The 20,314-nt window shown below is 62.7% G+C and carries 17 protein-coding genes and 1 other RNA gene; 16 read left to right on the top strand and 2 right to left on the bottom strand.

Features of this window, described 5'->3' with window-relative positions; translation table 11 throughout:
- Nucleotides 1-204: 204 nt before the first annotated feature.
- Nucleotides 205-558, bottom strand: a transfer-messenger RNA (tmRNA) gene (ssrA, locus tag LPW30_RS11265).
- A gap of 277 nt (nt 559-835) precedes the next feature.
- Between ssrA and purL the strand changes: the two genes are divergently transcribed.
- From purL to LPW30_RS11250, 3 genes are read left to right on the top strand one after another with little or no spacing between them, the layout of a single operon-like run.
- Nucleotides 836-4,732, top strand: coding sequence for a phosphoribosylformylglycinamidine synthase (gene purL, locus LPW30_RS11260; protein ID WP_239680888.1), 3,897 nt, complete (start codon nt 836-838; stop codon nt 4,730-4,732).
- An 11-nt stretch (nt 4,733-4,743) separates the two neighbouring features.
- Nucleotides 4,744-5,400, top strand: a complete 657-nt coding sequence (locus tag LPW30_RS11255) for a TIGR04282 family arsenosugar biosynthesis glycosyltransferase (RefSeq protein ID WP_051582616.1) — start codon at nt 4,744-4,746, stop codon at nt 5,398-5,400.
- 27 nt (nt 5,401-5,427) lie between these two features.
- Nucleotides 5,428-6,156 (top strand): glycosyltransferase, encoded by a 729-nt coding sequence (locus LPW30_RS11250; protein ID WP_025281527.1) that lies wholly within the window; start codon nt 5,428-5,430, stop codon nt 6,154-6,156.
- A 4-nt stretch (nt 6,157-6,160) separates the two neighbouring features.
- On the opposite strand, the gene LPW30_RS11245 is transcribed toward LPW30_RS11250, so the two are convergent.
- Complete coding sequence (locus LPW30_RS11245; RefSeq protein ID WP_238625060.1) at nt 6,161-6,985, bottom strand: NAD(+)--dinitrogen-reductase ADP-D-ribosyltransferase; 825 nt, start codon at nt 6,983-6,985, stop codon at nt 6,161-6,163.
- A gap of 176 nt (nt 6,986-7,161) precedes the next feature.
- On the opposite strand from LPW30_RS11245, the gene nifH reads away from it, so the two are divergent.
- The 13 genes from nifH to nifV all read left to right on the top strand — a co-directional run bounded on the left by nifH (nt 7,162) and on the right by nifV (nt 20,307).
- Nucleotides 7,162-8,046: a nitrogenase iron protein gene (gene nifH, locus LPW30_RS11240; protein ID WP_239680887.1), complete on the top strand. Its 885-nt coding sequence runs from the start codon at nt 7,162-7,164 to the stop codon at nt 8,044-8,046.
- 119 nt (nt 8,047-8,165) lie between these two features.
- Nucleotides 8,166-9,617 carry a nitrogenase molybdenum-iron protein alpha chain gene (gene nifD / locus LPW30_RS11235; RefSeq protein ID WP_239680886.1) on the top strand — a complete coding sequence of 484 codons (1,452 nt, stop codon included), beginning with the start codon at nt 8,166-8,168 and terminating at the stop codon, nt 9,615-9,617.
- Between the two features lie 106 nt (nt 9,618-9,723).
- The gene (gene nifK, locus LPW30_RS11230) at nt 9,724-11,295 is read left to right on the top strand and encodes a nitrogenase molybdenum-iron protein subunit beta (RefSeq protein WP_025281532.1); all 1,572 of its coding nucleotides are present in this window, start codon (nt 9,724-9,726) and stop codon (nt 11,293-11,295) included.
- A gap of 206 nt (nt 11,296-11,501) precedes the next feature.
- Nucleotides 11,502-11,711 (top strand): putative nitrogen fixation protein NifT, encoded by a 210-nt coding sequence (gene nifT, locus LPW30_RS11225; RefSeq protein WP_025281996.1) that lies wholly within the window; start codon nt 11,502-11,504, stop codon nt 11,709-11,711.
- A gap of 168 nt (nt 11,712-11,879) precedes the next feature.
- Nucleotides 11,880-12,590, top strand: coding sequence for a nitrogen fixation protein NifX (nifX, locus tag LPW30_RS11220; RefSeq protein WP_025281995.1), 711 nt, complete (start codon nt 11,880-11,882; stop codon nt 12,588-12,590).
- 134 nt (nt 12,591-12,724) lie between these two features.
- The gene (nifE, locus tag LPW30_RS11215) at nt 12,725-14,143 is read left to right on the top strand and encodes a nitrogenase iron-molybdenum cofactor biosynthesis protein NifE (protein ID WP_239680885.1); all 1,419 of its coding nucleotides are present in this window, start codon (nt 12,725-12,727) and stop codon (nt 14,141-14,143) included.
- Between the two features lies 1 nt (nt 14,144).
- Nucleotides 14,145-15,563 carry a nitrogenase iron-molybdenum cofactor biosynthesis protein NifN gene (gene nifN / locus LPW30_RS11210; protein WP_239680884.1) on the top strand — a complete coding sequence of 473 codons (1,419 nt, stop codon included), beginning with the start codon at nt 14,145-14,147 and terminating at the stop codon, nt 15,561-15,563.
- Complete coding sequence (locus LPW30_RS11205; protein ID WP_239680883.1) at nt 15,517-16,020, top strand: NifB/NifX family molybdenum-iron cluster-binding protein; 504 nt, start codon at nt 15,517-15,519, stop codon at nt 16,018-16,020. Before nifN ends, LPW30_RS11205 begins: the two co-directional genes overlap by 47 nt.
- Nucleotides 16,021-16,084: 64 nt before the next feature.
- Nucleotides 16,085-16,564: a NifX-associated nitrogen fixation protein gene (locus LPW30_RS11200; RefSeq protein WP_025281993.1), complete on the top strand. Its 480-nt coding sequence runs from the start codon at nt 16,085-16,087 to the stop codon at nt 16,562-16,564.
- Nucleotides 16,565-16,621: 57 nt separating this feature from the next.
- Complete coding sequence (gene fdxB, locus LPW30_RS11195; RefSeq protein WP_025281992.1) at nt 16,622-16,924, top strand: ferredoxin III, nif-specific; 303 nt, start codon at nt 16,622-16,624, stop codon at nt 16,922-16,924.
- 27 nt (nt 16,925-16,951) lie between these two features.
- Nucleotides 16,952-17,623: a Fe-S cluster assembly protein NifU gene (gene nifU, locus LPW30_RS11190; protein ID WP_238625066.1), complete on the top strand. Its 672-nt coding sequence runs from the start codon at nt 16,952-16,954 to the stop codon at nt 17,621-17,623.
- Nucleotides 17,624-17,626: 3 nt separating this feature from the next.
- Nucleotides 17,627-18,835 (top strand): cysteine desulfurase NifS, encoded by a 1,209-nt coding sequence (nifS, locus tag LPW30_RS11185; RefSeq protein WP_025281990.1) that lies wholly within the window; start codon nt 17,627-17,629, stop codon nt 18,833-18,835.
- A gap of 302 nt (nt 18,836-19,137) precedes the next feature.
- Nucleotides 19,138-20,307: a homocitrate synthase gene (gene nifV / locus LPW30_RS11180; protein WP_025281989.1), complete on the top strand. Its 1,170-nt coding sequence runs from the start codon at nt 19,138-19,140 to the stop codon at nt 20,305-20,307.
- The last annotated feature ends 7 nt before the right edge of the window (nt 20,308-20,314 follow it).

The following is a 20,314-nucleotide window of genomic DNA, read 5'->3' as shown; positions in this document are numbered from 1 at the left end:
GCGGCCTTTGCGGACTTCGGGCGTGTCCGGGGGAGCGAGGCCGGAGAGAAAAATGGCCGGGAGAGAGAGGAAGGTGGCCCTGGGCGGGGCCAGGGGCCGGACGCCGAAGTCCGCAGGCTTCCGCACGAACCCCCGCGAACACGCGGGAGTCGGCGCGATCGGGCAAGAAAAAAGGCCAACAGCGAACTGTTGACCTTTTGGTACTGGTGGAGGCGGCGGGAATCGAACCCGCGTCCGCAAGCCCTACGCCCTTGGTACTACATGCTTAGTTCGTCTTTTCAGTTAACGCCGCGGCCTCCGACGAACAGGATGCGTTGGCGCGAGCCCGCTTGGTTTTAACGGTTAAGACCCGGGCAGGTCCGCTCCGCGAGCTTGTGTGCGATGACCTCTGAGTAGAACCCACAAGCAGGTCCCGTCAGAGGCTGACCGGTTTTTAAGCGGCCAGAGCGTAGTTGTCGTCGTTGGCAACTATAGCGTTACAGCATGATTTACGAGGTAAGCTGTATCCTCGGCATGCACCTCAGGTTTCACGACCCACGTCGAAGCCAGGTCGCCCCCGGTGTTGTAACAATAGACATGGTACCCGGGGGGGAGTTCCCTGTCACTAGCGCGTCCGGAAGAAAAAAGGGGTGGCTGCTCTTTCCTGATCGCGTTCTGAGGGGGATTCGCGGCCAGGGCCGCTCCCACGGAGGTATGCAAGGGGCATGGGGTGGGGGCTTTTCCGGGAGCAGCTCCCATGGGGAGCTGCTGTGGTTCCAGTAGGGGCAGTCGGGGGCTTTTGGGGCGCTTTTCAAGTATCATGGACGGCTTTTCAAGCCTGAGTTCGGGGTCTTCAATGCTGTGTCTTCCGGGTAGTCCCTCCCTGTCCAGTTTTCGTCGTCAACGCCTGCTGGAGGATCTGCGTCGTCAGGTGCCGGAGATCAGCGGGGTGTGGGCCCGATTCGAGCATTTCGTGCAGACGGAGCGGGAGCTGACCCCCGATGAGCACCATGTGCTCGGGCAGTTGCTCAACTACGGCGAGCAGCCTGATGACGCATCGGCAGAGCAGGGGCAGCTGGTGCTGGTGGTGCCGCGCCTGGGTACCATCTCGCCCTGGTCCAGCAAGGCCACCGACATTGCCCGCAACTGCGGGCTCGATGGCGTGGTACGGCGGATCGAGCGGGGTACGGCCTTCTGGCTCAAGGCCGACACTGCGCTGGGCACCGAGGCGCTTCACCGGGTATTGCCATTGCTGCATGACCGCATGACCGAGACCGTGCTCACCGACCGGGACGAGGCCGAAGGGCTGTTCTCCACGGCCTCTCCGGCGCCGCTGCGGGTGGTGGAGCGGGGCGCAGATCCCAAGAGCGCCCTGCAGAGGGTGAATACGGAGCTGGGTCTGGCGCTCACCGACGATGAGATCGATTACCTGGTGGAGGCCTACGAGGCCCTGGGTCGCGACCCCACCGATGTGGAACTGATGATGTTCGCCCAGGCCAACTCCGAGCATTGCCGGCACAAGATCTTCAACGCCGACTGGGTGATCGACGGGCGTCCTCAGGAAAAATCCCTGTTCGCCATGATCCGGAATACCCATGCCCAGTCCCCCGACGGGGTGCTCTCCGCCTACCGTGACAATGCCTCGGTGATGGAGGGCCATCGGGCCCATCGCCTGATCCCTGATGCCCGCACTGGCGAATACCAGTCCGTGGAGATGGATCTGCCCATCATCATGAAGGTGGAAACCCACAACCATCCCACCGCCATCTCCCCCTTCCCGGGTGCCGCCACCGGCTCTGGCGGCGAGATCCGTGACGAGGGCGCCACTGGTCGCGGCTCCAAGCCCAAGGCGGGCCTGTGCGGATTCTCCGTATCCAACCTGCGCATTCCCGGCCTGGAACAGCCCTGGGAGGAGGATTTTGGCAAGCCGGAGCGGATCGAGTCGGCCCTGAACATCATGCTGGAGGGCCCCATCGGTGCGGCGGCCTTCAATAATGAATTCGGGCGCCCGGCCCTGGCGGGCTATTTCCGCACCCTGGAGGCTGAAGTGCCCGGGCCTTCGGGCCTCGAGCTCAAGGGCTACCACAAGCCCATCATGATCGCCGGCGGGGTGGGCAGCATGCGCGCCGAGCATATCGAGAAGCAGGCCCTGCCCGAGGGCACACCGGTGGTGGTGCTGGGTGGGCCGGCCATGCTGATCGGCCTGGGTGGCGGTGCGGCCTCGTCCATGGCCAGTGGCGAGAGTGCCCAGGAACTGGATTTTGCATCGGTGCAGCGAGGCAATCCGGAGATCCAGCGCCGCTGTCAGGAAGTGATCGACCGTTGCACGGCCCTGGGTGAGGCCAACCCGGTGCTCTCCATTCACGATGTGGGGGCCGGCGGTCTGTCCAATGCCATTCCCGAGATCCTCAACGATGCCGGTCGTGGGGGCAGCATCGAACTGCGTACCGTGCCCTCCGATGAGGAAGGCCTGTCCCCCATGGAGATCTGGTGCAACGAGGCCCAGGAGCGCTATGTGCTGGCCATCGAGGCGGATCGCCTGGATGATTTCGTGGCCCTGTGCGAGCGGGAGCGGGCGCCGTTCGCGGTGGTGGGTACGGCCACGGCGGAGCAGCGCCTGCTGGTAGGCGACGCCCTGCTTGATGCAACGCCCGTGGACATGCCCATGGAAGTGCTGCTGGGCAAGCCCCCCAAGATGCTGCGCGATGTGCATCATCAAACCTTCCAGAAACCGGAAGTGGATACCTGTGTGGTGGATCTGGCCGAGGCCGTGCAGCGGGTGTTGCAGCTGCCTGTGGTGGCCTCGAAATCCTTCCTGATCACCATCGGCGACCGCACCGTGACCGGCCTGGTGGCCCGGGATCAGATGGTGGGCCCCTGGCAGGTGCCCGTGGCCGACGTGGCGGTGACCGCCAGTGATTACGATGCCTACACCGGCGAGGCCATGGCCATGGGTGAGAGGGCGCCCATCGCCATGGTTCACCCGGCCGCTTCGGGGCGCATGGCCATTGGTGAGGCGATCACCAACATCGCCGCCGCTGCGGTGGAGGATCTGTCGAGGATCTGCCTGTCCGCCAACTGGATGGCGGCCACCGGGCACCCCGGCGAGGATGCGGCCCTGTTCGATACCGTTCGCGCCGTGGGAGAGGAGTTGTGCCCGCGCCTGGGGATTGCCATCCCGGTGGGCAAGGACTCCCTGTCCATGCGCACGGTCTGGGAGCAGGACGGCGAGCAGCGCCTCATGACTTCGCCCTTGTCGCTGATCATCTCGGCGTTTGCGCCGGTATCGGATGTACGACTTACCCTCACGCCCGAACTGCGCACCGATCAGGGTGATACTGACCTGATCCTGGTGGATCTGGCCAAGGGTCGCCAGCGCCTGGCCGGATCGGCCCTGGCCCAGGTAACCGGTCAGGTGGGGCATCACGCCCCGGATCTGGATGATCCGGACACCCTCAAGCGTTTCTTCTCTGCCATCCAGGATCTGCGGCGCGAGGGGCATGTGCTGGCTTATCATGACCGTTCCGATGGCGGCCTGCTGGCTACGCTGTGCGAAATGGCCTTTGCCGGACGCACGGGGGTGACCGTGCACCTGGACGATCTGGGTGATGACACCCTGGCGGCGCTATTCTGCGAGGAGCTGGGCGCCGTGATCCAGGTGCGTCACGATGATACTGAAGAGGTGTTGTCCATGCTGCATGGTGCCGGCCTGGCGCATCACAGTCATGTGATCGGCACCCTGAATGACACCGGGCAGATAGAATTCCGGCGCGGTCATCAGGTGGTCTTTGCTGACAGCCGGGCCAATCTTCAGCAGTGCTGGGCTCGCACCAGTTACCACATACAGGCCCTGCGGGATGACCCCGACTGCGCCCGGGAGGAGTTCGAGGCCCTGATGCCGGATGATGATCCGGGCCTCAATGCCCGTCTGACATTTGACCCGACAGATGACCTGGCGATGCCCTTCATTCAGACGGGCGTGCGGCCCCGGGTGGCCATCCTGCGGGAGCAGGGCGTCAATGGTCAGCTGGAGATGGCGGCAGCCTTTCACAGGGCAGGCTTCTGCGCCGTGGATGTGCACATGACTGATCTCATGGAGGGCCGGGTGGATCTGGCCAGCTTCCAGGGGCTGGCAGCCTGTGGTGGATTCTCCTATGGTGACGTGCTCGGTGCCGGCGGGGGATGGGCTCGATCCATCCTGTTCAACGCGCGCCTGCGGGACGCCTTCCAGGCCTTCTTCGAGCGTTCGGACACCTTCTCCCTGGGGGTGTGCAATGGTTGCCAGATGCTCTCCCAACTCAAGGACCTCATCCCGGGGGCAGGGCATTGGCCCCGTTTTGTGCGTAATCGCTCCGAGCAGTTCGAGGCCCGTTTTTCGCTGGTGGAGGTGACCCAAAGCCCATCCATCATGCTTGAAGGGATGGTCGGTTCGCGTCTGCCGGTGGCGGTTTCCCATGGTGAGGGTCGTGTCGCACTGGGCAATGTGGATGTGGATGCCTTGTCGGGTTCCGGGTTGGTGTCGCTGCGTTATGTGGATCATTTTGGTCAGACGACGGAGCGTTATCCCTTCAACCCCAATGGTTCCCCCGAGGGCATCACCGGGCTGACCACTCGCGATGGTCGTGCCACCATCATGATGCCGCACCCGGAGCGGGTGTTCCGTACCGTGCAGCATGCGTGGGCCCCGGCCGAGTGGGGCGAGGATGGCCCCTGGCTGCGGATGTTCCGCAATGCCCGGTTGTGGGTCGGGTGAGGGGCGTGGTCATGTCTGCCAGTGTTGAGGAAATACCGGTCCTGGTGTTCACGCGCGCCCCGGTGCCAGGGCGCACCAAGACCCAACTGATCCCGGCAGTGGGCGCCGAGGATGCCTGCCGTATCCACAAGGCCATGGTACGTCACGCCATGATGGTGGCCTGTGCTGCCGACTGCGGTTCGGTGATCATCCATGGTGCCCCGGATGCCAGTCACGCCTTTCTGCGCAAGCTGGCCGTGGATTACGGCTGCGCGCTGACCTCCCAGCAGGGTATCGACCGGGGTGATCGTATTCAGGAAGCCCTGGGGCGTGCCCTGGAGTGCTTTGGTGGGGCCATTGTCATCGGCACTGACTGTCCGGAGATGACGGTGCAGGATATCCGCCAGGCTGCGGACAGCCTGCGGTCGGGTCGGGATGCGGTACTGGGGCCAGCCCATGACGGGGGCTATGTGCTGATCGGCATGCGTCGGGTGGAACCGCAGGTGTTCCAGGGTATCGAATGGGGCACGGATCAGGTGTTGGCGCAGACCCGGTCGCGGTTCGAGGCCCTGGGGTGGTCCTGGGATGAGCTTGAACCCCGGCAGGATCTGGATACGCCTGAGGACTGGGAAGTTTTACGAGACAGCTATCCCTGGTTGAGCCCCGCTGCACTTGCCCTGAACGAGTGAACTTTTTCCGGAGCGCCCCTTCACCTCATGTCGGAATACCCCCAAGTCTCCATCATCATCCCCGCCTGGAACGAGGCCGAGTGGATTGGCCGGACCCTGGAGGCGGTGAACGCCGCCCGTGCGGAGCAGCCGGAGATCTCGGAGGTGATCGTGGTGGACAATGCCTCCACGGACGATACCGCCGCCACCGCCGAGGCTGCCGGTGCCCGGGTGGTCTTCGAGCCGGAACAGCGCATCGCCCGCGCCCGTAACGCCGGTGCCGCCGAGGCCCGCGGTGAATGGCTGATCTTCGTGGATGCCGATACCTGGCCCGATGGCGCGTTGCTTCGGGCCACGCTGCAGGCCCTGGGTAGCGGCCAGGTGTGTGGGGGTGGGGCGCGTATCCGCTTTGATCGCCTCTCCCTGTCGGCTTATCGACTGGGCGTGATCACCTGGAATGGGTTGTCCTCCCGGCTGCGCCTGGCGGCTGGCTGCTATCTTTTTTGCACCCGCGATGCCTTCGAGAGGGTAGGGGGCTTCACCGAGCGGGTGTATGCCGGAGAGGAAGTGTTCCTGTCCCGACGTCTGGCCCGCGATGGCCGTAGCCGAGGCCAGGTGTTTCGCATCCTGGATGACCCCCCGGTGCTCACTTCAGGGCGCAAGACCGAATGGTTCGGCCCCTGGCAGCATCTGCTCATGACTCTGGTGGTTTTGCTGGTGCCGTTTGCCTTGCGTTCAAGGCGGCTGAGCTGGTTCTGGTATCGGCGCCCATCGTGATCGCTCACAGGGTGCTCAGGCTCACCTCGTACACCCCGCCGATCACCAGATGTTCCCCTTCCCCCCTCAGGAGTCCGGGCAACAGTTCCTGAAAACAGCACACCTTGGCCAACGGCACCCGAACGGTGAGGATGTAGTCCCCGAATTCGTCTGCCCGCTCCCGATGGCTGGAAAAGGCGTTCACGTTGTTGAACAGCACCACGGCCCGCTTGCCCCTGCGCCAGAGCACTTCGTGATCCTCCAGGCCATTCACCCCCCGATAAAGGGTGAGATGGTTCTGTTCCGGATATTGCCGGCCCAGTTCGTACTGACAAAAGCCGAACAGCAGATCCATCTGCGATTCCAGTGCATTGGTGTTGTAAAGCCCACAAGTCCGTTCGTGCATGAAGCGGGCATAGCCTTCCCCTTCGTTGTCCGTGAGCGGCTGGCGGTGAAATCGGGTCATCAGCCCGAAGCGTGATTCCACCCAGCCCTTGAGCACCGCCGCCTCGCGCCCGTCCGGGTTGAACCACCAGCCCCGCACCAGGCGCAGGTAATCCGCATTGCCGCGCCCCCCGTCCCCTTCCAGTCCGCAGGCCGACAGGTCATCCAGGCAGAAATGACCGCGCATGTAGGCCTTGAAGTCCTCGGCCCTGAGTTCGGGTGTATCGAGGGTGTCCAGGTGTTGCCACAGGTAGCGATGCAGATCACCCAGACCATCGAGCATGAGCGGTGTTGGATGCTGTTGGTAGGTGAGGCTGCCCAGGATCACGGCCGGCAGGTTGCAGCGGTTGATGGGCAGGCGGGCGCAGGCAGGCAGGCTGGGGGGAGGGGACGTGTCGTTATCCATACAGAGTTAGGGTCTTTGTCGGGTATCCCACGCGTAGTGCCGGTCCGGTTGTTGTGTTTTAAAGTGTTTAAAAACAGTTAGTTAATTTTTTAAAGGGTAGCTGGCACGTGCCTTGCAATCCCTCCTGATGAAGACACACACACAGTCCACAGCTCAGGCAGAGGAGATTGAAAGCCATGCCCACACGTCAATGTGCAATCTACGGTAAAGGCGGTATCGGCAAGTCCACCACCACCCAGAATCTGGTCGCCGCCCTGGCGGAGTCCGGTAAGAAGGTCATGATCGTCGGCTGCGACCCCAAGGCTGACTCCACGCGTCTGATCCTGCACGCCAAGGCACAGAATACCATCATGCAGATGGCTGCTGACGCCGGCAGCGTTGAAGATCTGGAACTGGAAGATGTTCTCAAGACCGGCTTCGGCGACGTCAAGTGCGTCGAGTCCGGCGGTCCCGAGCCGGGTGTCGGCTGCGCTGGTCGCGGTGTGATCACGGCCATCAACTTCCTGGAAGAGGAAGGTGCCTACGAGGACGACTTGGACTTCGTGTTCTACGACGTACTGGGTGACGTGGTCTGCGGTGGCTTCGCCATGCCCATCCGCGAGAACAAGGCCCAGGAAATCTACATCGTGGTGTCCGGCGAGATGATGGCCATGTTCGCCGCCAACAACATCGCCAAGGGTATCGTGAAGTACGCCAGCTCCGGCAGCGTGCGCCTGGCAGGCCTGATCTGCAACAGTCGTAATACCGACCGGGAAGATGAGCTCATCGAGGCCCTGGCCAGCAAGCTGGGCACCACCATGATTCATTTCGTGCCCCGCGACAACGATGTACAGCGTGCCGAGATCCGTCGCATGACCTGCGTGGAATTCAACCCCAAGTCCAAGCAGTCGGACGAGTATCGCGCGCTGGCCCAGAAGGTGGTCGATAACAAGCACTTCGTCGTGCCCACTCCGTGCAGCATGGATGAGCTGGAAGACCTGCTCATGGAGTTCGGCATCATGGATGTGGAGGACGAGAGCATCGTCGGCAAGTCGGTTGAGGCGGATCAGGCCACCGCCTGATGCCTCGAAAAGCGGTCGGGTAAGCCCCATGGGGCTGCCCGGCGGTGAACCCAGTCCCACCCCATTCCACCTGACGCATGTCCACGGATGAGTGGCGGCGAACAGAGGAGTCCATCGAAATGTGCGCTATGAAACGTGAAGAGGCTGAAGCCCTCATCCAGGAAGTGCTTGAAGTCTATCCGGAAAAGGCCAGGAAGGATCGCGCCAAACACCTGACCGTCAACGACCCCAATGTGGAACAGGCCAAGAAGTGTCTGGTGTCCAATCGCAAGTCCGTGCCTGGTGTCATGACCATCCGTGGGTGTGCCTACGCCGGCTCCAAGGGCGTGGTGTGGGGCCCCATCAAGGACATGATCCACATCTCCCACGGCCCGGTGGGTTGCGGCCAGTATTCCCGTGCGGGGCGTCGCAACTACTACACCGGCCACACCGGGGTGAACACCTTCGGCACCATGAACTTCACCTCCGATTTCCAGGAGAAGGATATCGTCTTCGGCGGTGACAAGAAGCTGGAGAAGATGATCGACGAGATGGAAACCCTGTTCCCCCTGAACAAGGGCATCAGCATCCAGTCCGAGTGCCCGGTGGGCCTGATCGGGGACGACATCGAGTCGGTGGCCAAGAAGAAGACCAAGGAAACGGACAAGCCCGTCGTGGCCCTGCGCTGCGAAGGTTTCCGGGGCGTGTCCCAGTCCCTGGGTCACCACATCGCCAACGACGCCATCCGCGACTCGGTGCTGCCGCGCCGGGATGATGATCACAGCTTCGAGTCCACCCCCTACGATGTGGCCCTCACGGGGGACTACAACATCGGTGGTGACGCCTGGGCCTCGCGCATCCTGCTCGAGGAGATGGGCCTGCGTGTGATCGCTCAGTGGTCCGGGGATGGCACCATCTCCGAACTGGAGCTGGCACCCAAGGCCAAGGTGAATCTGCTCCACTGCTACCGTTCCATGAACTACCTGGCGCGGCACATGGAGGAGAAGTACGGCCTGCCCTGGATGGAGTACAACTTCTTCGGCCCCACCAAGATTGCCGAGAGCCTGCGCAAGATCGCCGATCTGTTCGACGACAAGATCAAGGAAGGTGCCGAGCGGGTGATCGAGAAGTACCAGAGCGAGATGGACGCGGTCATCGCCAAGTATCGTCCGCGCCTGGAAGGCCGCAAGGTCATGCTGTATGTGGGTGGCTTGCGTCCCCGTCATGTGATCGGTGCCTATGAGGACCTGGGCATGGAGATCGTGGGGGCCGGCTACGAGTTTGCCCACAACGATGACTATGACCGCACCATCAAGGAAATGGGCGATGCCACGCTGCTGTACGACGACGTCACCGGCTACGAGCTGGAGGAATTCGTCAAGCGGGTGCGTCCGGATCTGGTGGGTTCGGGGATCAAGGAGAAGTACATCTTCCAGAAGATGGGCATCCCCTTCCGTCAGATGCACTCCTGGGATTATTCAGGCCCGTATCACGGCTACGACGGCTTTGCCATCTTCGCCCGGGATATGGACATGACCCTGAACAATCCCTGCTGGGACAAGCTGCAGGCCCCTTGGAAGAAGGTCGCCTGAGGAAAAACCTGCCCGTGGCGCCGACGCGACCGGCGCCACGGTGACCACCTGATGATGTTCCCCAGACCGTAGTCCACAGATTGGTGGCGCGGCAGGAGAAGAGACCATGAGCCAGAATCCCGAAAACATCAAGCCCTGTTACCCCCTGTTTCAGGAAGAAGACTACCAGCAGGTGCTGGCCCGCAAGCGGGAAACGTCCGAGGAGGCCCACAGCCCGGAGAAGATCCGTGAGGTCTTCGAGTGGACCACCACCGAGGAATACAAGGAACTGAACTTCCAGCGCGAGGCCCTCACCGTCGACCCGGCCAAGGCCTGCCAGCCCCTGGGCGCGGTGCTCTGCTCCCTGGGTTTTGAGAAGACCTTGCCCTATGTGCATGGCTCCCAGGGTTGCGTGGCCTATTTCCGTACCTACTTCAACCGGCACTTCCGCGAGCCCATCGCCTGTGTGTCCGACTCCATGACCGAGGACGCCGCGGTGTTCGGTGGCCAGAAGAACATCATGGATGGTCTGCAAAACGCCAAGGCCCTGTACAAGCCGGACATGATCTCCGTGTCCACCACCTGCATGGCCGAGGTGATCGGCGACGATCTGAATGCCTTCATCGGCAATGCCCGCAAGGAAGGATTCATCGAGGAAGACTTCCCGACGCCCTACGCCCACACGCCTTCCTTTGTGGGCAGCCACACCACGGGCTGGGACAACATGTTCGAGGGCACCATCCGTTACTTCACCCTCAATCACATGGAAGACAAGGAGCCGGGCAAGAACGGCAAGATCAACCTGGTGCCGGGTTTCGAAACCTACCTGGGCAACTACCGGGTGATCAAGCGCATGATGAATGAGATGGGGGTGGACTACAGCCTGCTGTGCGATCCGGAGGAGGTGCTGGACACCCCGGCTGATGGCGAATACCGCATGTACGCCGGTGGCACCACGCAGGACGAACTCAAGGATGCGCCCAACGCCCATGACACCCTGTTGCTGCAGCCGTGGCAGTTGGACAAGACCCGCAAGTTCGTCAAGAACACCTGGCATCACGAGGCCCCGAAGATCAACATCCCCATGGGGCTGACGGGCACGGATGAGTTCCTGATGAAGGTGTCGGAGATCACGGGCAAGCCCATCGCCGCCTCCCTGGAAAAGGAGCGGGGCCGCCTGGTGGACATGATGACCGACTCCCATACCTGGCTGCATGGCAAGAAGTACGCCTTGTACGGGGATGCGGACTTCGTGATGGGCATGACCCGCTTCCTGCTGGAACTTGGGGCCGAGCCGCGTCACATCCTGTGCAACCATGCCAACAAGCGCTGGAAGAAGGCCATGGAACAGATGCTCTCGGAAAGCCCTTATGGCGCGAACTCCGAGGTGTATTTCAACAAGGATCTGTGGCACCTGCGCTCCCTGGTGTTCACCGACAAGCCGGACTTCCTGATCGGCAATTCCTACGGCAAGTTCATCGAGCGTGACACTTTGGCCAAGGGCAAGGAGTTCAAGGTGCCGCTGGTGCGGATCGGCTTCCCCATCTTCGATCGTCACCACCTGCACCGCATGACCACCCTGGGCTATGAGGGCGGCATGTACATCCTCACCACCCTGGTGAACTCGGTGCTGGAGCAACTGGATGACGAGACCCAGGAGATGGGTGTGACGGACTACAACTACGACCTGGTACGGTAAGGGTTGCTGGCTCCTCGCCCCTCACCCCAACCCCTCTCCCCACGGGGGAGAGGGGCTCTCTTCTCCTCGGGGGAGGTGAGTTCCCCCCCCCTGGGGGGAGAAGGGCCGGGGATGAGGGGCAACGGAGGGCAGGAAGCCTTCCCAGGCATCCAGTTTGCCCCCTCCCGAAAGGGAGGAGGGTCAATATTTCCAAGCGAGAACACACCATGCCAAGTGTCATGATCAACAAGACGGAATCGGGGATGTCCTTCTACGTCCCCAAGAAGGACCTGGAAGAGGCCATTGTCTCCATGGAGCACGAAGGGCCGGGGCGCTGGGGTGGCGAGATCACTCTGGCCGATGGCTCCCGTTATTTCCTGGAGCCCATGGACGAGGCCCCGCGGTTGCCCATCACCCTGCGGGCCAAGCGTCTCTGACCAACTCTCTCTAAAGATATGATCCAAGCCCCTCTCCCCCGTGGGGGAGAAGGGAGTGTTCGTAGCTGAACCTTGGTTCTTTCACGTGAATACACATGCCCGGGGCGGGGTCCTGCCCGCGAAGAAGTGCCCGCCCGCCAGCGAATCAAATCCCGATGAGGTACCCCCATGTCCACCGATATCCTCGACCGTGAATGCGCCCTGCGCATTGCCCTGGCCAAGAAGGTCCTGCCCGGGATTGAACTACCCCGATTGCTCGAGATCATCATCGAGCGCATTGGTGCTCCCATCAAGGAAGAGGCGCTGGCCTCGATGACGGCCGAGGATCTCAGGCAGGGCCTCAAACGCACCCGCCATCCCGACATCGAGCAGGACGAATGCAACAGCCAGAGTCTGGAAATGGCGGTGCGCTATCTGTCTGGCGAACGGGAGGTGGAACCGGATCTGCCCGCCGTGGAGTCGCTGGCTGATGATGATATGCCCGGCTCCATCCGCATCGCCCTGGCCTCCAATACCGGAGACATACTGGATGGTCATTTTGGTTCCTGTGCCCGGTTTCTGATCTATCAGGTGTCCCAGGCTGCGGCGCGGCTGGTGGAGATTCGTTTCACCGACGAGGCCGACAAGGCCGAGGATCGCAACGCCGCGCGAGCGCAACTGCTGGCGGATTGTCAGTTGTTGTATGTGGAAAGCATCGGTGGCCCGGCGGCAGCCAAGGTGATCCGTGTGGGTGTGCATCCCATCAAGTTGCCGGACAGTCCTGCGGCGTCCGAGGTGATCGCCCGTCTGCAGGCGGTGCTGGAAGGTACGCCACCGCCCTGGCTGGCGAAGGTGATGGGGCGCGAGCCAGGAACAGTGGCCCGGTTCGGCGAGGGCTGATTTGTTGCCTGACCTCCCTATTGTCGCCTTTGCTACATGCCGCTGAGTCAGGAAATTCATAATAAACAATAAGTTGAAGATGGCCCGCCTCTTGCAATACTCCCTGCAAAGCCGATTCCGCAGCGGAGCAGACAATGAAGGCACAGGACATCAAGGCATTGCTGGATGAACCGGCATGCGACCACAACACCAAGGAAAAGTCCGGTTGCGCCCGCCCCAAGCCCGGGGCCGCGGCCGGGGGGTGCGCATTTGATGGGGCCCAGATCGCCCTGTTACCGGTGGCGGATGTGGCCCACATTGTTCACGGCCCCATCGCCTGCGCGGGCAACTCCTGGGATAACCGTGGTACCCGTTCCTCAGGGCCCGACCTGTTCCGCCTGGGCCTCACCACCGACCTGACCGAGCAGGACGTCATCATGGGGCGCTCCGAGAAGCGTCTGTTGCATTCCATCCGCCAGGCGGTGGAGTCCTTCAATCCGCCAGCCGTCTTCGTCTACAACACCTGCGTGCCCGCTCTGATCGGTGACGATGTGGAGGCGGTCTGCAAGGTGGCCGAGGAGCGTTGGGGGGTGCCGGTGGTGTTCGTGGACGCCGCAGGCTTTTATGGCTCCAAGAACCTGGGTAATCGTATTGCCGGCGAGTCCATGGTCAAGCAGGTGGTGGGCAGCCGGGAACCCGAGCCGGCGCCCGAGTCGGCTCAGCGCCCCGGCATCACGGTGCATGACATCAACCTGATCGGTGAATACAACATCGCCGGCGAGTTCTGGCATGTGCTGCCGTTGCTGGATGAACTGGGCTTGCGTGTGCTGTGCACCCTGTCCGGGGATGCCCGCTATCACCAGGTGCAGACCATGCACCGGGCCGGGGCCAACATGATGGTGTGCTCCAAGGCCATGATCAACGTGGCCCGAAAGCTCCAGGAAGGCTACGGCACCCCCTGGTTCGAGGGCAGTTTCTACGGCATCAACGACATGTCCCACGCCCTGCGTGAATTTGCCCGCTTGCTGGGCGATCCGGACCTCACGAGACGCACTGAAGACCTCATTGCCCGTGAGGAGGCCCGCATCCGTGCCGAACTGGCTCCCTGGCGGGAACGCCTGGCGGGCAAGCGGGTGCTGCTCTACACCGGCGGCGTGAAATCCTGGTCCGTGGTTTCGGCCCTTCAGGACCTGGGCATGGAGGTGGTGGCCACCGGCACTCGCAAGTCCACAGAGGAAGACAAGGCCCGCATCCGCGAACTCATGGGGGAGGACGCCCGCATGATCGAGGACGGCAATCCCAAGGCCTTGCTGGGCATCTTCGAGGAAACCCGGGCGGACGTGCTCATCGCCGGGGGACGTAACATGTACACCGCCCTCAAGGCCCGTATTCCCTTCCTGGATATCAATCAGGAACGCGAGTCCGCGTACGCCGGCTACCAGGGGATGCTGGAGCTGGCCCGTCAACTGGCGTTGACCCTGGAGAGCCCCATCTGGCCCCACGTGCGTCAGCCTGCCCCCTGGGACAGTACCGGCATGCCCCTGGACACCCACACCCATCAGGAGGCCCGCTGAGATGGCCCGGATCATTCGTCGTAGCAAGGCTCTATCCGTCAGTCCCCTCAAGGCCAGCCAGCCCCTGGGGGCGGCGCTGGCCATGCTGGGCATGAATCGCGCCATCCCCATGTTACATGGCTCCCAGGGCTGCACGGCCTTTGCCAAGGTCTTTCTGGTGCGCCATTTTCGGGAACCCATCCCCCTGCAGACCACCGCCATGGATCAGGTCAGTGCCGTCATGGGCGCTGATGAGAACCTCGTGGAGGGTCTGGCCACCGTATGTGGCAAGTCCCGGCCCGACCTGATTGGGGTGCTCACCACGGGGCTTTCGGAAACCGAGGGCGCCGATGTAGAGCGGGTGATACGGGAATTTCGCCAGCAGCATCCGGAATTTGCCGATGTGGCCGTGGTGCCCGTGTCCACCCCGGACTTCTCCGGATCGGCGGAAACAGGCTTCGCACTGGCCGTTACGGCACTGATTGATCACCAGGTACCGGAGTCAAGACAGGCGGGGACGGCCCCCGGGCAGGTGAATATCCTGGCCGGCGCGGCGCTCACGCCGGGCGACGTGGAATGCCTCAAGGACATGGTGGAAGCCTTCGGTCTGGAACCCCTGGTGGTGCCGGATCTCTCCGGTTCGCTGGATGGGCATCTGTCCGAGGCCCGCCTGTCAGCGCTCACCACGGGTGGGACACCGCTGAGTCATCTGGATCGGCTGGGGCAATCCGCCGCCACCCTGGTGATGGGGGCCTCCATGGGCAGCGCAGCGGAGCATCTTGAGGCTCGCACCGGCGTACCCAATGTCCGTTTCGACAGTCTCATGGGCCTGGAGGCTACGGATGAGCTCATGCTCACCCTGTCCCGACTCAGCGGCCGCCCGGTGCCGCCACGCCTGCAGCGGGAACGTGCCCGCCTTCAGGACGCCATGCTGGACACCCATTTCATGCTGGGCTTCTCCCGTGTGGCCATCGCCGCCGACCCGGACCTGCTGCATGGGTTTTCACATCTGATCAGGGAGATGGGGGGTGAGGTGGTGGCCGCCGTGGCGCCCACCCGGGCGCCGGTGCTTGAGCGGGTGGCGGCAGAGCAGGTGAAGATTGGCGACCTGGAGGATCTGGAAGCCCTGGCTGGCGAGAGAGGGGCCCAGTGCCTGATCGCCAATACCCATGGCGTGGAGCCCGCTCGACGCCTGGGCATCCCCCTGCTGCGCGCGGGCTTTCCCCAGTATGACTGGCTGGGGGGATTTCAGCGCACCTGGATCGGATATGCGGGTGCCCGCCAGGCCCTGTTCGATCTGGCCAATCTGCAGCTCTCGAACCCAAGCCATGACGTGGCGCCGTACCGATCCATCTACGCCCATCCCGAAGCCCAAACCTGGGAGGAACCGCAGCATGACACTACAGCGTCGTCTGCAAGTGATCACGCCATCTGGCACTGAGTCTGCCGCCATGGAAGAGGGGAATGCAATGATTCGGGTGGCCTTTGCTAGCACGGACATGATCCGCGTGGATCAACATTTCGGGTCCGCCCGGGGGATGGCCATCTACCGGCTGACCCGGGAGCGCGCCGATCTGGTGGAGGCGGCTCAGTTTGGTGAGCAGGCCCAGGACGGTGGCGAAGACAAGCTGCTGGCCAAGTTCGAATGCCTGGAGGGGTGTGCGGCCGTTTATTGCGCCGCCGCCGGCTCATCTGCCGTGAAACAACTCCTGGCGCTGGGTACTCAGCCGGTGCGGGTGTCCCATGGCACGCGCATTTCCGACCTGCTGCGCGAATTGCAAACCTGCCTGAAAGAGCACACCCCACCCCCCTGGATGGCCAAGGCCGTCCAGCGTCAGCAAGGCGACCCGAGTCGCTTTGACGCCATGGCCAGCGAACCCTGGGAAGAGGAGGGGTGACCGGCCACCCGGTCCATCGCCTCTTGCCAACGCATGACATCAACGTCCGATCAGGAATTCGACCATGACCACCGATACAGCCACCGCCATCATTGCCACCGACGACCCCATCCTGGAGACGGATTTCATCCGGGAGGTGATCCGTCAGGTGCGCGCTCTGGATACCTATGGCACCCGCGAATCCGAAGCCGATGCGCAGCTACTGGAGCAGTTGATCCTCACCGCCGAGCAACGCCGGGCGATACCCATCGTGGGCGATCCCGATGCGGGCGCCATTGCCCGTCTACACGTGTTCTACAACGCCCTGGCCATGATGATTGAACGGGAGTGCGGGCTGCTGGCCTCGCCCATGATGAGCCTGAATCGCGAGGGTTTCGGTCGCGTGATCATCGCGGTGGGCAAGTTGATCGTGGTGGACAAGAGCCTGCGTGACGTCCACCGCTTTGGCTTTGACAGCCCATCAAAGATGAAGAACGAGGCCGACAAGCTGCTGTCCGTGGCCCTGAACATCATTGGTGACCACCCCAAGGTGGCCGGTCTTTGATGACCGAAACGATACAAGACACAAGATCATAAGACATACGAGAAGAGGCACAGAACCATGAACCCCATTACCGGCGTCACCCGTGGCGGCACCCAGTGGACACCCGCCTTCATCATGGAACTCAAGGAGGAGAACTGCATTGGCTGCGGCCGTTGTTTCAAGGTCTGTACCCGCAACTGCTTTGAACTGGTGGAGCGGGAGATGGACGACGACGAAGACGACGATGACGACGGCTTCTCCGACGACACCTCCATGGTCATGCGGCTTGCCGATGCCATGGACTGTATTGGATGCGAGGCCTGCTCTCAGGTCTGCCCCAAGAAATGCCACACCCATGCCCCCGCCGCTCTGGCGGTATGACGGCACACACCCTGGAGGGTCAAGATCATGTGGGATTATTCCGAGAAGGTGAAAGAGCACTTCTTCAACCCCCGCAACGTCGGCGTGGTGCGTGACGCCAATGCCACCGGCGAGGTGGGTTCCATCAGTTGCGGCGATGCCCTGCGCCTCACGCTCAAGGTGGACCCGGAGAGTGGCGTGATTCAGGAGGCGGGTTTCCAGACCTTCGGCTGTGGTTCCGCGGTGGCCTCCAGCTCGGTGCTCACCGAGATGATCATTGGCCTGACCCTGGAAGAGGCCGAGCGCATCAATAACGAGGATATTGCCGATGCCCTGGGCGGGTTGCCACCGGAGAAGATGCATTGCTCCGTCATGGGACATGAGGCCCTGCAGGCCGCCATTGCCAATTATCGCGGCGAGGTCTGGAAGGATGATCACGAGGAAGGTGCCCTGATCTGCAAGTGCTTCGCCATCGATGCGGTGAAGATCGAGCAGACCATCCGCGCCCATGGCCTTCGCACGGTGCAGGACGTGACGGGTTATACCAAGGCCGGGGGCGGTTGCTCCACCTGTCATGAAGGGATCGAGGAAGTCCTCACCCGGGTGCTGGCGGAAAAGGGGGAGGCGTTCGACCCGGAAAATCACGCCACCGAGGCGCCGCGGTCCAGCCCGGGGGCCCTGCCTCCCATGAACGTACGTGCCATGGCCATGGGGGAATAGACCATGAAACCCATCTACATGGACAACAATGCCACAACCTGCGTGGATCCCCAGGTGGTGGAGGCCATGCTGCCATTCCTGACCGAGCAGTTTGGCAACCCCTCTTCCATGCACAGTTTTGGTGATCAGGTGGGGCGAGCCCTCAAGCAGGCGCGTGAGCAGGTGCAGGCGCTGGTCGGGGCCGAGCATGCCTCGGAGATCATCTTTACTTCCTGTGGCACCGAATCGGATTCCACGGCCATCCTGTCCGCCGTGCGTGCCCAGCCCCAGCGGCGGGAGATCATCACCACGGAGGTGGAGCATCCGGCGATACTCAATGTCTGTGAGCAGCTGGAAAAGGAGGGCTACACCATCCATCGCCTGGGCGTCGACGGTCAGGGTCGCCTGGATCTGGCTCACTACCGCCGGGTATTGTCGGACCAGGTGGCCCTGGTGTCGGTGATGTGGGCCAATAACGAGACAGGCACCCTGTTTCCGGTGGAAAGCATGGCCGAGATGGCCCGCGCCAGGGGTGTGATGTTCCACACCGATGCGGTTCAGGCCGTGGGCAAGCTGCCCATTGATCTCAAGTACACCTGCATCGACATGCTCTCCATCTCGGGTCACAAGCTGCATGCACCCAAGGGCGTGGGGGTGTTGTATGTACGGCGTGGCTTGAGGTTCCGGCCCATGCTGCGCGGTGGGCATCAGGAGCGGGGCCGTCGGGCCGGCACGGAAAACGTGCCGGGCATCATTGCCCTGGGCAAGGCCGCGGAACTGGCCTTGAGCCATTTGGACGAGGAGCGCCAGCGGGTACGCGCCCTGCGAAATCGCCTGGAGGCCGGGTTGCTGGAACAGATCCCCAACGCCTTTGTCACCGGGGACGTGGACAACCGTCTGCCCAACACACTGAACATGGCCTTCGAGTACATTGAGGGCGAGGGCATTCTGCTCATGCTCAATCATCAGGGTATCGCGGCGTCCAGCGGTTCGGCCTGCACCTCCGGCTCTCTGGAGCCCTCCCATGTGATGCGGGCGATGGGGATCCCCTATACCGCTGCTCACGGGTCGGTGCGGTTCTCCTTGTCCCGGTTCAATACGGAGGAAGAGGTGGATCGGGTGATTCAGGTGATGCCGGACATCGTGGCCCGTTTGCGCAAGATGTCGCCGTATTGGGGTGAGGATGGCCCGGTGGAGAATCCTGAGCAAGCGTTTGCGCCAGCCTATGCGTGATGGTTTTCCCCTCACCCCAACCCCTCTCCCCAAAGGGGAGAGGGGCTCACGGGCGTGAAGCGTTCACTCCTGTCTCACTGTCTGCCGTGTCCCCGGTGGGAGAAGGGCCGGGGATGAGGGGCGCGGAACCCCGACCCCCGAACCCCGACCCATGTAGCAAATCCCACAACTCCCTTCCGGAGGTCGCAAAACGACACCCGGAAACACGGCGATCACACAGAAAATTTCGAGTAATCAGTCATCTATAAGTTGGCATGGAAATCGCTTAATCATTCCTGGAACCTGTGCTGAGCGAGCTGCCCATGACCCACCCCCCTACCATCGTCATCGACGACACCACCCTTCGGGACGGTGAACAATCCGCTGGTGTCGCCTTCAACGATGCCGAGCGTGTTGCCATCGCCCGCGGGCTGGATGAACTGGGCGTGCCGGAGCTGGAGGTGGGGATCCCGTCCATGGGGGACGAGGAATGCGACTCCATCCGCATGCTGGCAGGCCTGGGACTCAACGCCCGTTTGCTGGTCTGGAGCCGCATGCGCACCGATGATCTCAAATCCTGCGCCCATCTGGGTGTGGATATGGTGGACCTGTCCATTCCCGTGTCGGATCAGCAGATCACCCGCAAGCTCGGGCGCACTCGGGAATGGGTACTGGAGTGCATCCGGCGCCATGTGGCCGAGGCCCGGGAACTGGGTCTGGAGGTGGGCGTGGGAGGGGAGGATGCCTCTCGGGCCGACGTGGATTTTCTGGCGCGGGTGATGGAGACGGCACAACAGGCCGGAGCCCGACGTTTTCGGTTTGCCGACACCGTGGGCATCCTTGAGCCGTTCACCGTTCTGGAACGCCTGCGCCGGCTTCGGGCCACTTCGGACCTGGAGATCGAGATGCATGCCCATGACGATCTGGGGCTGGCCACGGCCAATAGTCTGGCCGCTGCCCTGGGAGGTGCCACCCATGTGAACACCACGGTCAACGGCATTGGGGAGCGGGCCGGCAACGCTGCCCTGGAAGAGGTGGTGCTGGGTCTGCGGCAGTTGCACGGCATCGACACCGGCGTGGATCTGCGTCGTTTTCAGACCCTGTCCCACCTGGTGGAAACGGCCACCGGTCATCCCATTCATTGGCAGAAGAGCCTGGTGGGTGAGGGCGTCTTCACCCATGAAGCCGGCATCCATGTGGACGGCCTGCTCAAGGACCCAGCCAACTACCAGGGTGTGGACCCGGCGGAACTGGGCCGGGAGCATCGGCTGGTGCTGGGCAAGCACTCCGGCAGCAGTGCGGTGATCCAGGCTTATGCACGTCTGGGGATCACCCTGGGCCGTGCCGAGGCCACCCTGCTGCTATCCAGAATCCGAAGCGCCGCCTCGCGGACCAAACGGGCACCGACCGAGCGTGAACTGGCGCTGTGGTACCAGGAACTGGACAGCCTGGCCGCCGCCCCCATATCAACCGCGCATCACGCCCTCACCTGAAACCCCC

Source organism: Ectothiorhodospira variabilis, from assembly GCF_022227625.1.
GTDB lineage: Bacteria > Pseudomonadota > Gammaproteobacteria > Ectothiorhodospirales > Ectothiorhodospiraceae > Ectothiorhodospira > Ectothiorhodospira haloalkaliphila.
Note: the sequence above shows the minus strand (reverse complement) of the source record. Positions and strands in the feature narration are given on the sequence as shown.

Coding starts and splice junctions, on each gene's coding strand:
- purL (WP_239680888.1), top strand. CDS start 836: ATGCTGTGTCTTCCGGGTAGTCCCTCCCTGTCCAGTTTTCGTCGTCAA.
- LPW30_RS11255 (WP_051582616.1), top strand. CDS start 4,744: ATGTCTGCCAGTGTTGAGGAAATACCGGTCCTGGTGTTCACGCGCGCC.
- LPW30_RS11250 (WP_025281527.1), top strand. CDS start 5,428: ATGTCGGAATACCCCCAAGTCTCCATCATCATCCCCGCCTGGAACGAG.
- LPW30_RS11245 (WP_238625060.1), bottom strand. CDS start 6,985: ATGGATAACGACACGTCCCCTCCCCCCAGCCTGCCTGCCTGCGCCCGC.
- nifH (WP_239680887.1), top strand. CDS start 7,162: ATGCCCACACGTCAATGTGCAATCTACGGTAAAGGCGGTATCGGCAAG.
- nifD (WP_239680886.1), top strand. CDS start 8,166: ATGTGCGCTATGAAACGTGAAGAGGCTGAAGCCCTCATCCAGGAAGTG.
- nifK (WP_025281532.1), top strand. CDS start 9,724: ATGAGCCAGAATCCCGAAAACATCAAGCCCTGTTACCCCCTGTTTCAG.
- nifT (WP_025281996.1), top strand. CDS start 11,502: ATGCCAAGTGTCATGATCAACAAGACGGAATCGGGGATGTCCTTCTAC.
- nifX (WP_025281995.1), top strand. CDS start 11,880: ATGTCCACCGATATCCTCGACCGTGAATGCGCCCTGCGCATTGCCCTG.
- nifE (WP_239680885.1), top strand. CDS start 12,725: ATGAAGGCACAGGACATCAAGGCATTGCTGGATGAACCGGCATGCGAC.
- nifN (WP_239680884.1), top strand. CDS start 14,145: ATGGCCCGGATCATTCGTCGTAGCAAGGCTCTATCCGTCAGTCCCCTC.
- LPW30_RS11205 (WP_239680883.1), top strand. CDS start 15,517: ATGACACTACAGCGTCGTCTGCAAGTGATCACGCCATCTGGCACTGAG.
- LPW30_RS11200 (WP_025281993.1), top strand. CDS start 16,085: ATGACCACCGATACAGCCACCGCCATCATTGCCACCGACGACCCCATC.
- fdxB (WP_025281992.1), top strand. CDS start 16,622: ATGAACCCCATTACCGGCGTCACCCGTGGCGGCACCCAGTGGACACCC.
- nifU (WP_238625066.1), top strand. CDS start 16,952: ATGTGGGATTATTCCGAGAAGGTGAAAGAGCACTTCTTCAACCCCCGC.
- nifS (WP_025281990.1), top strand. CDS start 17,627: ATGAAACCCATCTACATGGACAACAATGCCACAACCTGCGTGGATCCC.
- nifV (WP_025281989.1), top strand. CDS start 19,138: ATGACCCACCCCCCTACCATCGTCATCGACGACACCACCCTTCGGGAC.